Here is a 14,338-nt window from a genome sequence, read left to right as displayed (position 1 = left end):
CCCTGTTTGTTAATAAGTAAACGTAATATTTGTAATCACTATTTACTCATAAACCACTTTTTTAAAAGATAGCTCCCGGATGCCGTTTCTCTTTTCTGTTGTAGGCTTTCACCATCTCCTACTCGCTCGTGTCGAAAAGATACTTATTGTCCGTTCATTGCTTATTTGACTTTACTATGCGTCAAAAATTAACCTGTGTCAATACTTTAGCATGCAGTTCTTTTCTTAGCAATATATAACAGAATAGTATATAATAATTAAGTAATCAGTATAACACTATTTGAAGCGGGTGAGTCCAATAGAACTCAATAAACGTCAAGACGCTATTTTACAAATCGTCAAAGAGAATGGACCTATTACAGGAGAGCAAATTGCAGAGCGACTTGGTTTGACTCGCGCAACGCTTAGACCAGACTTAGCAATTTTAACAATGGCGGGCTTTTTAGACGCAAGACCACGTGTAGGCTATTTTTACGCTGGTAAGAAATCAGCAGTATCAATAACAGAGTCTATGATGAATTTAAAAGTAAAAGATTTTCAGGCAGTACCAGTTGTCGTTTCTGAAAATATGACGGTATATGATGCCATTTGTCATATGTTTTTAGAGGATGTGGGTACTTTATTTGTTGTGGACAAAAATGCCTATTTACAAGGAGTTCTTTCTCGTAAAGATCTTCTTAGATCAAGTATTGGGACGCAAGATTTAAATAAAATTCCTGTACATATTATTATGACGAGAATGCCGAATATTGCGTATTGTTTAAAAACAGATTCGCTTATTTTAGCTGCAAAAAAGCTAATTGATCGTCAAATTGATTCCATGCCAGTTGTGAATGAAACGGAGCACGGACTTGAAATTGTTGGACGTTTAACAAAAACAAATATTACGCGTGCGTTTATTTCTCTAGCAGATACGCATGATTTGTAAGGTGAGTATAACATGAAAAGACTATTGATTTTTGTTGTTTCGGATTCTGTAGGTGAAACAGGTGAAAATGCAGTGAAGGCTGTTGTAAGCCAGTTTAGACCAAATTTCGAAAAAGTAAGCATTCGTAGATTTCCTCATATTGAGACAATTGATCAAATCGAAAAAATTGTACATATTGCTAAAAAGCAAAAGGCGGCTATTGTATTTACTCTTGTTGAAAAGGAAATGCGTAAAGCGCTGTACAGTATAGCGGTCGAAAATAATGTTCCAGCAATAGATTTACTTGGTCCAATGATGGAACTCATTGAACGTTCAGTGGACGAGCGACCTTTGGAGCAGCCAGGACTTGTGCATCAGCTAGATGACTACTACTTTAAAAAAATAGAGGCCATTGAATTTGCAGTGAAATATGATGATGGCAGAGATCCGCGTGGGCTTTTACTTGCAGATGTTGTACTTCTCGGTGTTTCACGTACGTCAAAAACGCCTTTATCACAATATCTAGCTCATAAACGTTTAAAAGTGGCAAATGTCCCGCTCGTACCAGAAGTAGAACCACCTAAAGAGTTAGAATTAGTTGATCCGAAAAAATGTTTTGGTTTAGTTATTTCTCCAGAAAAGTTAAATAATATTCGTAAGGAACGTTTAATTGCACTTGGTTTAACGGAGGATGCAGTGTATGCACAGCATTCTCGCATTGAACAAGAAATTGAACATTTCTATAAAGTTGTGAATAAAGTCGGATGTACGGTAATTGATGTGACAAATAAAGCGGTAGAAGAAACAGCAAATAAAATAATAGATATTCTTGAACGAAACAAATAAATAATTTAAATAAAGCCACCTCTAGGTAAAGAGGAGGTTTTTTTAACGCGAATTATTTAAAAAACATGGATATATTACTCGTTTTGTTTTATAATAATAAAATTGTGGTAAAAATATTATTTAAGAGAGATAAGTAAGAAACAACCTACTTTTTTTGTCGTAAAATAGAGGATTTTTCGAATTCATCTCGAATCTTGTTAGATAGCAACTTATAGATGGTGATGAAATGACTGGGAAAATACCTGAACATTTGATTGAGCAGATTCGTTCGCAGTCTGATATAGTCGATGTAATTAGCGATTATATGCAGTTAACGAAGAGAGGGCGCAACTGGTTTGGATTATGTCCATTTCACGGTGAACAAACACCCTCTTTTTCAGTGTCTCAAGATAAACAGATTTTTCACTGCTTTGGCTGCGGAGCAGGAGGTAATGCGATTACGTTCATTATGGACATGGAAAATATCGCGTTTCCAGATGCGGTAGTGAAACTTGGAGAGCGCGTAGGCGTTTCGATAGATGTGCAGGTACAAACTGGACAACAAGCTACCAAGCCTTTTTCAAAGAAAGAGGAATCGATGCGCGAGGCCCATGCCTTTGCTGTCGAATTTTATCATCATTTGTTGGTCAATACGGAAGACGGGGAACCTGCATTAAATTATTTGCTAGAAAGAGGATTTACCCGTGAACTAATCGAAACAAATCGTATAGGATGGGCGTTACCTTCTTGGGACACCCTATCTGTACTATTGGAACGAAAAGGGTTTCCGCTAGACGAAATGGCTGAAAGTGGCCTCATTATTCAAAAAGAAAGCGATCAAACGTATTTTGACCGATTCCGGAGCAGAATTATATTCCCGATTCGCGATGAAAACGGCAAGGTCATTGCTTTTTCTGGACGTATATTAACTACAGGTGCCGATGAAGCAAAGTATTTAAATAGTCCGGAGTCACCGATTTTTCATAAAAGTCAGGTGCTATACAATTTGGACAAGGCAAGAGCCGCGATTCGAAAAAGTCGCCAAGTTGTATTAATGGAAGGTTTTGTCGATGTGCTTGCCGCAAATCGAGCAGGCGTTTTTAATGTAGTAGCAACAATGGGTACGTCTTTAACACCCCAGCATATACAAAAGCTCAAGCGCTTAGTGGAGCAAATTACGATTTGCTATGATGGTGATAATGCTGGTTTTGAGGCTGCAAAGAGGGCCGCTCAAATGTTGCATGAAGAAAAGCTGAAAGTTGAGGTAGCAGTTTTACCCGATAAGCTTGACCCGGATGACTACATTCGACAATACGGAGCAGAGGCATTTACGGATCAAATATTAGAAAAACCTCATGCTTACATTGCTTTCATGATGATGCACGCTAAGAAAGGTAAAAATTTTCAATTTGAAAATGATACATTGCAGTATATCCAAGAGGTGCTTGAGCATCTTACGGGTAAATCTTCGCCAACCGAACGCGATTTATATATTCGACAGCTTGCGAGTGAAACGGATATTTCGCAAGAGGCCATTTATGCACAGTTTCGTAAATTAGGGGCAGATGAAGTGAAGCATCAGAAGCGCGTACAGCAAAAAATGCGACCGCAGCTTGAAATGGTGCAACATAGGAAGCCACTAACCGCGACTGACCGTGCAGAACGTTTATTATTGTCACACATGTTACACAATGTACATGTTGTGGATAAAGTATTAAATAGTGAGGATCCCCATCCATTTATCCGAGATGAATACGCTGCAGTATTTGTACGTTTAATCGGTTTTTATGAGGAATTTCCCACAGCTGATTATCAGCGCTTTGCCGAAGTTTTAAATGATGCAGAATTGCGCAAAATAGTAATGGAGGCGGCCCTTGTAGAACGTGATCCAGAACATGCTGAAGCCGAAATTGCAGATTGTTTAAAGCAAATACAAAAACACCGTTTAAAAGTAGAAATAGATAGATTAAGTCATGATCAAAAAGAAGCGGAAAAGATGCACGAACATAGACGAGCACTTGAAATTGCCCAACAGATAATTCATTTAAGAAGATCGTTAACGGGAATTTAACGCGATTTGGTTGTTAGAAGGAGGAAGGTTTATGGCGGACAAGTCAGAACGTTCGAAAGAAACATTAGTAAATGGGCTTTCAATAGAAGAGGTTAAAAAGTTACTTCAAGAAAAGGCTAAACAAGACGGCGAAATTTCAATGAAGGAAATTTCGGATCGATTATCTAAATTCGATGTTGAGAATGAAGAAATTTTCAACTTTGCCGAATTATTAGATGCCGATGATAATATTACAGTTGATGGGAAAGAAGAATTTGAGGAGGATGCACTTTCTAAGCAAGAAGCCAGCGAAGAAGCATTCGATTTAAATGATTTAAGTGTTCCCCCTGGCGTTAAAATTAACGATCCAGTACGCATGTATTTAAAAGAAATCGGCCGTGTAGATTTATTATCTGCTGAAGAAGAAATTCGTTTAGCAGAACGTATTGAGCAAGGTGACGAAGAAGCGCGTAAACGTTTAGCAGAAGCGAACTTACGTCTTGTAGTATCAATTGCAAAACGTTATGTTGGTCGTGGTATGTTATTCCTTGATTTAATTCAAGAAGGGAATATGGGTCTTATTAAGGCGGTTGAAAAGTTCGACCATCGCAAAGGATTCAAATTCTCAACTTATGCAACGTGGTGGATCCGTCAAGCGATTACACGCGCGATTGCTGACCAAGCGCGTACAATCCGTATCCCTGTGCATATGGTTGAAACAATAAATAAACTGATTCGTGTACAACGTCAATTACTTCAAGACTTAGGTCGCGAGCCTTCTCCAGAGGAAATCGGGGAAGAAATGGACTTAACGCCTGAAAAAGTACGAGAAATTTTAAAAATTGCACAAGAGCCAGTATCTCTTGAAACACCAATCGGGGAAGAGGACGATTCCCACTTAGGAGACTTCATAGAAGACTCAGAAGCACAATCCCCATCTGATCACGCGGCATACGAGTTATTAAAAGAACAATTAGAAGATGTGTTGGACACATTAACAGACCGTGAAGAAAATGTATTACGTCTACGTTTCGGTTTAGATGATGGCCGTACACGTACCTTAGAAGAAGTAGGGAAGGTATTTGGCGTTACACGTGAGCGTATTCGCCAAATCGAAGCAAAAGCTCTACGCAAGCTACGTCATCCATCACGCTCTAAACGTTTAAAAGACTTTTTAGAATAGTATTTACGAGCACTTCGGTTAGCCGGAGTGCTCTTTTTCTATAGGCTCTGTTAAATTTCATTGTTGAATTTTATGAAAAAAGGGTTAGTAGCTAAAAACTTTGTGCAACCTTGCCTTGTATAGCAGGTGGGGTTGGTAAAAATGGTTCTATACTAAATGTTGGGGTATTACTACAATTTGAGGGTAAAAAAAGACACGTAACACCCAAATGTCTTATACTTTAGTTGCTGAACAAAAGATAAGATGGGGGTTACGTGTACATGCATTCTAACATAAGTTTACCAGGATTTGAAGACGCGATTATTTTAAAGACAGAGGTGCGTGGAGGGCAGTATCTGATTCATTTTGAAATGCCCATAACGACGCAGGTTTGTCCAAACTGTGGAGAAGATACACGCCGTGTGCACGATTATCGTTGGACTAAGGTAAAACATTTAAAAATGGCAGAACGAATGACGACTTTATTTTATCGTAAACGCCGTTATGCTTGTACGTGCGGGAAGCGTTTTGCGGAGAAGAATCAAGTTGTTTCGCCCTATCAACGCTATTCTAATGAGTGGAATCAAATGGCTCAAATCCGTTCAGTGAAAGCCAAAACCTTCACTGAGATTGCGCACCAATATGGGGCATCGGTTAGTACCATCATTCGCAGATTTGATCGGATTGTTCCTGGAAAAATTAAGGGAGAAACAGCCTTGCCAAAGGTGATTGCCATTGATGAATTCAAAGGCAATGCAGGTGGGGAAAAGTTTCAACTAATTATTGCCGATGCAGTGACAAAAGAACCTATTGATATTTTACCGGACCGGAAAAAAGAAACCATTAAAGCCTATTTGCGTGAGCATGGGGCAAATGTTGAAATGGTCGTTATGGATATGAGTCATTCATTTAAAGCAGCAGTTCAAGAAGCGCTGGATAACCCAATTATCATTGCGGATCGCTTTCACTTTGTTCGCTATATTTATTGGGCAATCGATCGTGTTCGAGTACGTATTCAGAAGGAATGGAATGATTACGATCGTAAGAAAGTAAAGAAGAAGCGTCATGTATTTTTTAAGAAACCTAAGGATGTAACTGAGAAAGACCAGTGGTATTTAAAACGCTATTTCAGCTTTTCAGCAGAATTAAAATTGGCTTATCAGTTAAAGGAACAGTTTCGAGAATGGTTTGAACTGGCGAAAGAGAATGGTGCAGAGAAACTAAAGGAAACGAAGGAATTCCTTCTGAAGTTTTATGAAGCGGTAGAAGAAGCTGATATTCCGGAGTTTCAACGCAGTGTGAAAACCCTTCAAAATTGGCAAACAGAAATCCTCAACTCTTTTACATTTAACTATTCAAATGGCTTCGTAGAAGGTTTAAATAATTTAACAAAAGTAATTAAACGCAATGCTTTTGGCTACCGTCGATTTGATCGATTACGCGCCAAAATTTTATTAACACATCAATACAAAACAGTCGGCAATGAAATAGGATAAGGGTGGAGAATTGTATCCCCACCCCAACTATTGACAAAGAACCGTAAAAATACGGCATCCATGCAGCATAACCGACGTTGTGTTGACCTTTGGCGAGACTATACGCTTGTTGAAAAATCAATAGTAGCGTTCAACAAAGCTTTTCTTTAAAATAGGTCTATTATGTGTGAATGATGTTACTTTTTACGGATGCGAGAACAACTCCGATTCACTTACAATAGTTGTATATACATAATTAAACAATTTTGGAGAAATGCTTATGTCAAATCAAAAAAAGCAAATCATTGTTAATGAAATTGCATTTTGGAAGAAAAATAAACTATTGCCGGAACATTATTGTGACTTTTTGTTGACGCTTTACACAGAAGGAAATCAAGATCAAGAAGAAATGAAGGGCAATGCCACACAGGCTGTTAAAGCACAGGAAAATCGTAAAAGTAAGGGACGAGCTTTAATATTTCCACTTGTCGCAATTATTTTATTAGCGCTACTATTTACAGTGAAAGTTGTGTGGCTCGTTGCAGTTATCGTAGGTGTAGCGGCCTTTATTTGTTTAATGACTGCGTTTTATTTTGCGAAAAAAAATAACGTATTGGCACCTGTATTACAATTGACGTCTGCCTTATTGTTTTTAGGGTTAAGTGTAAAAGTAAGTGCCTCCTATTTCGAGAATAATGATATGGTGCTATACGGTTTACTCGCATTAAACTGTGCTATGTGGTTATTATCTGGTTTAAAGATGAAGCTAGTCTATTTCACGTTTTCAGGGGGGCTTGGCTTAGTTGTAATGGCGGGTTTTTGGTTTATTTTTGGTAAAGCATGACGGTCTTTCCTTTCGAGGAAGGGCTTTTTTTTATTTTGGTGAATAAGAAAGTATAGCTTTCTCATCCACATAAGTAAGGACATCAACTGATCCTATTTTGGGTGAGTTGTGTCTTTCTAATATAAAAAAATATCAGCATAATAAATCCCTTGAATAATAAATTTTACAAACCTTGAAATAATTTTGTGGTATTAAAATATTCTACAATATGTTTGGTTTATTCTGTTAAAAGAATGGAATTTCTATTAAAATAGGATTATAGCTAGCATTTTACCGAAAGGGTGAACGTGATGCATTTCGATTTAACGGACGAACAGAAGATGATTCAACAGACACTAAAGGAGTTTGCTGATGAGGTAGTTGCCCCTGGTGCGATTGAACGTGATAAAACGAAGGAATTCCCCCTGAAAGTATTTAAACAATTGTCTGAAATGGGCATGATGGGACTACCATTTCCAGAAGTATACGGGGGGGCAGGTGCTGATACTATCAGTTTTGCCATTGTTACAGAGGAGCTGAGCCGCGTATGTGCATCGACAGGAATTACGTATTCTGCACATATTTCACTAGGCGGCGCGCCGCTAAATTTATTCGGTACAGAGGAGCAAAAGCAAAAATATTTGGTGCCTATTTGTAAAGGCGAGTCATTTGGTGCATTTGGTTTAACGGAGCCGAATGCAGGTTCTGATGCGGGAGGTACCGAAACGAGTGCTAAGCTTGCAAATGGACAGTTTACAATTAACGGTTCAAAAGTGTTTATTACAAATGCTAGCTATGCTAAGCATTTAGCATTGACAGCGATTACGAATATTGAAAAAGGGAAAAAAGAAATAAGTGCGGTCATCGTTCCAACTGATACGCAAGGTTTTACCATTAAAGCGGATTATGACAAAATGGGCCTTAATGCTTCAAATACGACTGAACTCATTCTAGATAATGTCGTCGTACCAGAGGGAAATCTACTAGGTGTGCGCGGTAATGGCTTTAAGCAGTTTTTAACGACACTGGATGGTGGGCGTATAGGAATTGCTGCGATGGCTGTAGGGATTGCGCAAGGAGCCTTTAATAAAGCGGTAAAATATTCAAAACAGCGTAGGCAGTTTGGTAAAGCGCTTGCTGAATTTCAGGCTACGCAGTTTAAATTAGCTGATATGGCAGTAAAGATCGAGCTGGCACGCACATTTGTTTATAAGGCGGCATGGCTAAAAGATCAAGGTCGATCGTTTGGCAAGGAAGCGGCCATTGCCAAATACTTTGCTTCGGAAATGGCGATGGAGGTCTGTGATGAGGCAATTCAAATACACGGGGGATATGGCTATATGAAGGAATACGAGGTGGAGCGCTTCCTACGCGATGCAAAATTACTTGAAATTGGGGAAGGAACGTCCGAAGTCCAAAAAATGGTTATTGCAAGACATATTTTGCAACAATAACAGATAAATGTCTATTTTGTTACAATCATCGTAAAAGTTCGTGTTTAGGGCTTTTCGTTTTGAATAGAATGCAGTACAATAATGATTGTTGACTAGATTCTATTATTTATAGAAGTAGAATTATAAATGAGGGAGGGTACACAGATGAAAAACAATCCAATTATTCCTTACATCTTAATTATGGCATTCGGTATCGGACTTATTTTCTTTATGTCATTAGAAGGTGCAACCAAGGAAGAAGCAGCAGAAGGCGGAGAAACTACTGAAACAGCAGAAGGTGGCGCGGACTTAGTAGCATCTTGCATTAGCTGTCACGGCGGCGAATTAGAGGGTGGTATGGGTCCTAAATTAGTAGGTCAAGATCCAGCACATATCACTGACGTTCTAGTAAACGGCTTAGAAGGCTCTAACTTTATGACTCCAGGTATGAAATCTGAAGCTGAAGCTCAAGCAATTGCTGATTACATTTCTTCATTAAAATAATATTTTTTGTAAATCCTTAGTTGTTTAGGCGACTAAGGATTTATTTTTTTATATAATAGAAGAGGAATGCTGAAATTTAGCGAAAATGTTTAAGTGAGGTAATAAATTATGAATGCACAAAAGCTTTCAAAAAGACTAGAATCGGTAGCGTTCTTTGTTCCAACAGGAGCAGTACTTGCAGATATTGGTAGTGATCATGCGTATTTACCGTGTTATTTAATTCATAAAGGCATCGCTGCACGTGCAGTAGCTGGCGAGGTTGTAAAGGGTCCTTATGAATCGGCGGTGCGTCAAGTGCGTACAGAAGAACTAACTGAAAAAATTATCGTTCGTATGGCAGATGGGTTAGCTGCTATAGAGGAGTCGGATCGTGTTGATACGGTAACGATTGCTGGTATGGGTGGTCCATTAATTGTGTCGATTTTAGAAAAGCATCCAGGGGCCTTGAAATCTGTGACACGCTTAATCCTTCAACCAAATATTCATGCGAAAGTCATTCGTGAATGGGCGTTAAAAAATGGTTGGGCTTTACAAGATGAAGTGATTTTAGAAGAAGATGAGAAAGTGTATGAAGTATTAGTACTACAACGAGGTGCAATGGCATTAACAGAAGCCGAAATTCTATTAGGGAAGCAGTTGCTTGCGAATCGTACGAATATTTTTGTACAAAAATGGAGCCGTGAAGTGGCAAATTGGCAGCGTGTACTAACATCAATTGAAAAAGCAGATGCAACAGCTGAAATTGAAGCAAAACGTGCAGAATTAAATCATCTCATTTCGCTCGTACAGGAGGCGCTTGCATGAAGAAAGTAAATGGCAATGAAATCATTCAATTGTTTGAATCATGGTCGCCAAAAAAACTTGCATGTATGCCAAATGATCCGATTGGACTAGCGATTGGTACATTAAATAAAGAAGTAACTAAGGTCCTTGTCACGCTAGATGTAACTGATGCTGTTGTAGAGGAGGCGATTGCGGAGGGATGTGAGCTAATTATTGCACATCACCCCCCGATCTTCTTCAAACTGGCGAATTTACGAACGGACAACCCACAAGGCAAATTGTATGAAAAGCTTATTAAAAATGATATCGCTGTTTATGCGGCACATACAAATCTGGATGTTGCACAAGGTGGTGTGAACGATTTATTAGCAGACGCACTAGGATTGCAGCAACGTCAAATTTTAGAGCATACGTATAGTGAGCAATTAATGAAGCTCGCTGTGTTTGTACCAGTGGAGTATGCGACAACTGTGCGTACGGCACTTGCTACAGCCGGTGCAGGCCAAATTGGTCAATATGATACATGTAGCTTTAGCGTATTAGGTGAAGGGCGCTTCCGAGCACTTGAAGGCGCGAATCCGTTCGTTGGTGAAATTGGTGAGGTACAACAGGAGACAGAACAAAAAATTGAAGTCGTGTTTCCAACTTGGATGAAAAATAAAGTATTGAAGGCAATGTTAAACGTACATCCATATGAGGAGCCAGCGTATGATTTATTTGTCATGGCGCTTGAAACGAACGAACAGGGCTTAGGACGCATTGGAAAGCTTGCTGAGCCAATGACATTAAAGCAGTTCGCGGAGTTCGTTAAAGTGCAGCTAGACGTGCCTTGTGTGCGTGTAGTAGGTCCTGTTGAAGGGCTTGTATCAAAGGTAGCGGTTGTTGGTGGTGATGGTAATAAATATATCCGTACTGCAAAACGTGCCGGTGCAGATGTATTTGTTACAGGTGATATCGGCTTCCACATGGCGCAAGATGCAGAGGTTCAAGGACTGAGCATTGTAGATCCAGGTCATCATGTAGAAAAAGTGATGATCAAAGGTGTTGTTGAGAAAATGGCAACGCTTTGTTCAGAGAAAAAATTGCCAGTAGAATTTATTCAATCCCAAATTCATACAGAGCCGTTTACATTCATTTAAGGGGAATTTGAAATGGAACAAAATGAACAACGAAATAATGCCCGAGCGTGGCTTGTTATTGGTGGAATTATTGCCATTATCGGACTAGGTTTCACCATAGCTATGTCAGTTATTTATAATAAACAAATTGATTTGCTGGTTACAAATTGTGAGAGTGAGGGCGGCCAGGCAATCGTCGAAAAAGGTGGCTTTATCGTCACGACATCGTATCAATTTAATTGTGAAAAATAAGGCTAAAAGGGAACCTAAACTATTTTAAAATAGTTTAGGTTCCCTTTTTAATTAGTAAGGCATAATTTTTTCGACAGGCTTAGGTTCTTTAATTTTGGGTAAAATTTTATCAAGCGTTACTGTACGAACAATTTCATGTGTAGCAGGATCGTTTTGGTCAAATTTTTCTAAGAATGCAATAACTTCCTTCACAATCGGTGTTGGTGTTGATGCACCAGCTGTAACAGCAACGGTTTCTACACCTTCCAACCATTCTAATTTAAGGTCTGAAATATCGGCCACACGATAAGACGGTGTGCCAGCGATTTCAACCGAAACTTGCGTTAGGCGATTCGAATTATTTGATTTTGGGTCCCCGACAACGATCAATAAATCCGAAACGCCAGCCTGCTCGGCAACCGCTTCCTGACGTACTTGAGTAGCCAAACAAATTTCCTTATGCACTTCAATATGCGGGAATTTCTCTTTTAAACTATCCATCAAAAATGAAACATCCCATTGACTCATTGTTGTTTGATTTGTTACTAAAATCTTTTTATTTTCAAACTTCAGATTGTCAATATCTGTTATTGATTGCACTAAGTGAACATGGTCGGGTGCAACACCGATTGCTCCCTCGGGCTCTGGATGTCCCTTTTTACCAATATAGATAATATCGTAGCCTTCTGCCGTTTTTTCCCTAATTAAATCATGTGTAACTGTTACATCAGGACATGTAGCATCAATTGATACAAGTCCTTTACGCTTAGCAATTTCACGAATTTCAGGTGATACGCCGTGCGCTGTAAAAATAACCGTTCCTTGTTCCACTTGTTCGATAATATCTTTACGATTTTCTCCGTCAAGAGTAATGATGCCTTCTTGTTCAAATGCATCTGTTACATGTTTATTGTGCACAATCATACCTAGTATGTAGATTGGTCGAGGTAATGTTTTATCCATTGCTGCATTGCGTGCGATGACCATAGCGTCAACAACACCATAACAATAGCCACGTGGATTGATTTTAAGTACTTTCAACTGTATGAACTCCTTTCGTGCTTCCGTATATTTATTATAACGGAGGGACACGTTTAATACAAAAGTTCATGCTGTATTTTTATTATTTTTAAAAATCAAAAGGCGGCTGGTAAATTCTTGGTACAGATGGACGAGGTGTTAATGGGACTTGGCTCTGTGGCTGTGGTTGTGCAGGTCCTGTTGCTTGCGGCGCGGTTGATTCTAATTCAAAATCTGAATCTGCTGGTGTATCTTTAAAGCCTTTGTAAATTTTCCATAAGGCAGGCAAATTTTTAAACATTGGGGCTGCCTGTTGAAAATATGGCGTAAATTTTTGCGCATTATTAAATAGTGAATTGGCATTGGCTAGAAAGCTGTCGATTCTTGGCATCGCACCAGTAGCCGCTTGCAATGGGATTTGCGGTTGCACTGGAATTTGCGGTTGCATAGGAAAAGGCGCTTGCATTGGAATAGGAGGTCTCATCGCAAAAGGCGAAAAACCCGCATAGGGCATTTGGAACGCATTCATCGTATACGTTGGTGGATAAAAATACGGAGGTCGCATCATATTCTCCTTTCTTTATAACAATTACTATTTGACGCTAGGGGGGATTAAAGCTATCATATGCAAATGGTCTACTAAATGTACGAATTATGGTACACTAGGATAGATGTAAGGAGGTACGAAAAATGTCGAAATATACTGATTATAATTTAAAGCCATTTTTGCAGGACGCCATTGCAAAACTTGGATTTACAGAACCGACACCCATTCAAAAAGAAATGATTCCACTCGTATTAAAAGGGAAGAGTGCAATCGGACAAGCGCATACTGGTACAGGGAAAACACATAGTTTCTTATTGCCAATCGTGCAACGTATTAATGAAGAAAAACAAGAAGTTCAAGCGGTGATCACATCTCCAACTCGTGAGCTAGCGCAACAAATTTTTGATGCGCTAAACCAATTAACTGAAGGAACGGACATTCAGTCAAAATTATTTATTGGTGGAACAGACAAACAACGTCAAATCGATAAATTAAAAACTCAGCCACAGATCGTGGTAGGAACACCAGGACGTATTCGTGACCTAGTAAAAGAAAATGCATTACTTGTACACACGGCACCTATTTTAGTTGTCGATGAGGCAGATTTAGCATTTGATATGGGCTTCATTGAGGAAATTGATGGCTTTGCTTCACATATGCCAGAAAACCTAGAAATGTACGTGTTCTCAGCTACAATTCCTGAGAACTTAAAACCATTTCTAAAAAAATATATGGACGCACCTGTGCACATCCATATGAACGACAAAAAGCCAGTAGCAGAAGGCATTGACTTTGTTCTAGTGCCGATTCGTTCAAAAGCACGTAATACACGTTTACTGGAAGTAATGAAAGGGATTAATCCATTCTTAGCGGTGATCTTCTGTAATACACGTAAAAATGCGGAATCAGTAGCTAACTTCCTAGCGGAGCAAGGTATTCGCGTTGGTCAAATTCACGGAGATTTAAGTCCACGTGACCGTAAAAAAATGATGAAGCAAGTTCGTGATCTTGAATTTCAATACATCGTAGCAACTGATCTTGCTGCGCGTGGTATTGATATTCAAGGAATTTCACATGTAATTAACTACGAACTTCCAGAGGATCTAGAATTCTTCATCCACCGTGTAGGTCGTACAGCGCGTGCAGGTACAAAAGGAACAGCGATTACGCTTTTCCAACCAGAGGACGAGGATGCAATTGCGCGTATTGAAAAAATGGGTATTCCATTTGCTCAAAAAGACGTGAAAAATGGTGAATGGACAGATCTTAAAGACCGTCACCAACGTAAAAATCGTGTGAAACAAGAAAATGAAATTGATGTCAAAGCCAAAGCATTAGTACGTAAGCCGAAGAAAGTTAAACCAGGCTACAAGCGTAATATGAAATGGGAAATGGAAAAAGTCAAAAAACGCGAGCGTCGTATTAAAGCACGCCGTAATAATGACTAGGGGGATTCTTTT

General features: G+C 39.1%; 14 protein-coding genes. 12 read left to right on the top strand and 2 right to left on the bottom strand.

Features of this window, described 5'->3' with window-relative positions; all coding sequences use genetic code 11:
• Positions 1-289 precede the first annotated feature (289 nt).
• The 11 genes from MHH87_RS11315 to MHH87_RS11265 all read left to right on the top strand — a co-directional run bounded on the left by MHH87_RS11315 (position 290) and on the right by MHH87_RS11265 (position 11,332).
• Complete coding sequence (locus MHH87_RS11315; protein ID WP_340749411.1) at positions 290-928, top strand: helix-turn-helix transcriptional regulator; 639 nt, start codon at positions 290-292, stop codon at positions 926-928.
• 12 nt (positions 929-940) lie between these two features.
• Complete coding sequence (locus MHH87_RS11310; RefSeq protein WP_340749410.1) at positions 941-1,753, top strand: pyruvate, water dikinase regulatory protein; 813 nt, start codon at positions 941-943, stop codon at positions 1,751-1,753.
• A gap of 226 nt (positions 1,754-1,979) precedes the next feature.
• Positions 1,980-3,803: a DNA primase gene (gene dnaG, locus MHH87_RS11305; RefSeq protein WP_340749409.1), complete on the top strand. Its 1,824-nt coding sequence runs from the start codon at positions 1,980-1,982 to the stop codon at positions 3,801-3,803.
• A 31-nt stretch (positions 3,804-3,834) separates the two neighbouring features.
• Positions 3,835-4,965: an RNA polymerase sigma factor RpoD gene (gene rpoD / locus MHH87_RS11300; RefSeq protein WP_340749408.1), complete on the top strand. Its 1,131-nt coding sequence runs from the start codon at positions 3,835-3,837 to the stop codon at positions 4,963-4,965.
• A gap of 254 nt (positions 4,966-5,219) precedes the next feature.
• Positions 5,220-6,440: an ISL3 family transposase gene (locus MHH87_RS11295; RefSeq protein WP_340747992.1), complete on the top strand. Its 1,221-nt coding sequence runs from the start codon at positions 5,220-5,222 to the stop codon at positions 6,438-6,440.
• Positions 6,441-6,699: 259 nt separating this feature from the next.
• Complete coding sequence (locus MHH87_RS11290; protein ID WP_340749407.1) at positions 6,700-7,263, top strand: hypothetical protein; 564 nt, start codon at positions 6,700-6,702, stop codon at positions 7,261-7,263.
• 290 nt (positions 7,264-7,553) lie between these two features.
• Entirely contained in the window at positions 7,554-8,696 is a 1,143-nt protein-coding gene (locus tag MHH87_RS11285) for an acyl-CoA dehydrogenase family protein (protein WP_340749406.1), read from the top strand.
• Between the two features lie 144 nt (positions 8,697-8,840).
• Complete coding sequence (locus MHH87_RS11280; protein WP_340749405.1) at positions 8,841-9,179, top strand: c-type cytochrome; 339 nt, start codon at positions 8,841-8,843, stop codon at positions 9,177-9,179.
• Positions 9,180-9,287: 108 nt separating this feature from the next.
• Complete coding sequence (locus MHH87_RS11275) at positions 9,288-9,983, top strand: tRNA (adenine(22)-N(1))-methyltransferase (RefSeq protein ID WP_340749404.1); 696 nt, start codon at positions 9,288-9,290, stop codon at positions 9,981-9,983.
• The gene (locus MHH87_RS11270; RefSeq protein ID WP_340749403.1) at positions 9,980-11,101 is read left to right on the top strand and encodes a Nif3-like dinuclear metal center hexameric protein; all 1,122 of its coding nucleotides are present in this window, start codon (positions 9,980-9,982) and stop codon (positions 11,099-11,101) included. The genes MHH87_RS11275 and MHH87_RS11270 overlap by 4 nt, the downstream gene beginning before the upstream one ends.
• Before the next feature lie 12 nt (positions 11,102-11,113).
• Positions 11,114-11,332 (top strand): hypothetical protein, encoded by a 219-nt coding sequence (locus MHH87_RS11265; protein ID WP_340749402.1) that lies wholly within the window; start codon positions 11,114-11,116, stop codon positions 11,330-11,332.
• Positions 11,333-11,383: 51 nt separating this feature from the next.
• Here MHH87_RS11265 and MHH87_RS11260 read toward each other — a convergent pair whose 3' ends face one another.
• Both MHH87_RS11260 and vrrA read right to left on the bottom strand, forming a co-directional pair.
• Entirely contained in the window at positions 11,384-12,352 is a 969-nt protein-coding gene (locus tag MHH87_RS11260; RefSeq protein ID WP_340749401.1) for a 4-hydroxy-3-methylbut-2-enyl diphosphate reductase, read from the bottom strand.
• Positions 12,353-12,440: 88 nt separating this feature from the next.
• The gene (gene vrrA, locus MHH87_RS11255) at positions 12,441-12,896 is read right to left on the bottom strand and encodes a VrrA/YqfQ family protein (RefSeq protein ID WP_340749400.1); all 456 of its coding nucleotides are present in this window, start codon (positions 12,894-12,896) and stop codon (positions 12,441-12,443) included.
• 125 nt (positions 12,897-13,021) lie between these two features.
• On the opposite strand from vrrA, the gene MHH87_RS11250 reads away from it, so the two are divergent.
• Positions 13,022-14,326 (top strand): DEAD/DEAH box helicase, encoded by a 1,305-nt coding sequence (locus tag MHH87_RS11250; protein WP_340749399.1) that lies wholly within the window; start codon positions 13,022-13,024, stop codon positions 14,324-14,326.
• The last annotated feature ends 12 nt before the right edge of the window (positions 14,327-14,338 follow it).

This window comes from Solibacillus sp. FSL H8-0538, assembly GCF_038003525.1.
In the GTDB taxonomy this organism is placed as follows: Bacteria; Bacillota; Bacilli; order Bacillales_A; family Planococcaceae; genus JBBOPI01.
This window is presented reverse-complemented; position numbering and strand designations above follow the sequence as displayed.

What these genes read in the sequence shown, in the direction of transcription:
- MHH87_RS11310 (WP_340749410.1), top strand. Translation starts at nt 941, where the DNA reads ATGAAAAGACTATTGATTTTTGTTGTTTCGGATTCTGTAGGTGAAACA.
- dnaG (WP_340749409.1), top strand. Translation starts at nt 1,980, where the DNA reads ATGACTGGGAAAATACCTGAACATTTGATTGAGCAGATTCGTTCGCAG.
- rpoD (WP_340749408.1), top strand. Translation starts at nt 3,835, where the DNA reads ATGGCGGACAAGTCAGAACGTTCGAAAGAAACATTAGTAAATGGGCTT.
- MHH87_RS11290 (WP_340749407.1), top strand. Translation starts at nt 6,700, where the DNA reads ATGTCAAATCAAAAAAAGCAAATCATTGTTAATGAAATTGCATTTTGG.
- MHH87_RS11285 (WP_340749406.1), top strand. Translation starts at nt 7,554, where the DNA reads ATGCATTTCGATTTAACGGACGAACAGAAGATGATTCAACAGACACTA.
- MHH87_RS11280 (WP_340749405.1), top strand. Translation starts at nt 8,841, where the DNA reads ATGAAAAACAATCCAATTATTCCTTACATCTTAATTATGGCATTCGGT.
- MHH87_RS11275 (WP_340749404.1), top strand. Translation starts at nt 9,288, where the DNA reads ATGAATGCACAAAAGCTTTCAAAAAGACTAGAATCGGTAGCGTTCTTT.
- MHH87_RS11270 (WP_340749403.1), top strand. Translation starts at nt 9,980, where the DNA reads ATGAAGAAAGTAAATGGCAATGAAATCATTCAATTGTTTGAATCATGG.
- MHH87_RS11265 (WP_340749402.1), top strand. Translation starts at nt 11,114, where the DNA reads ATGGAACAAAATGAACAACGAAATAATGCCCGAGCGTGGCTTGTTATT.
- vrrA (WP_340749400.1), bottom strand. Translation starts at nt 12,896, where the DNA reads ATGCGACCTCCGTATTTTTATCCACCAACGTATACGATGAATGCGTTC.
- MHH87_RS11250 (WP_340749399.1), top strand. Translation starts at nt 13,022, where the DNA reads ATGTCGAAATATACTGATTATAATTTAAAGCCATTTTTGCAGGACGCC.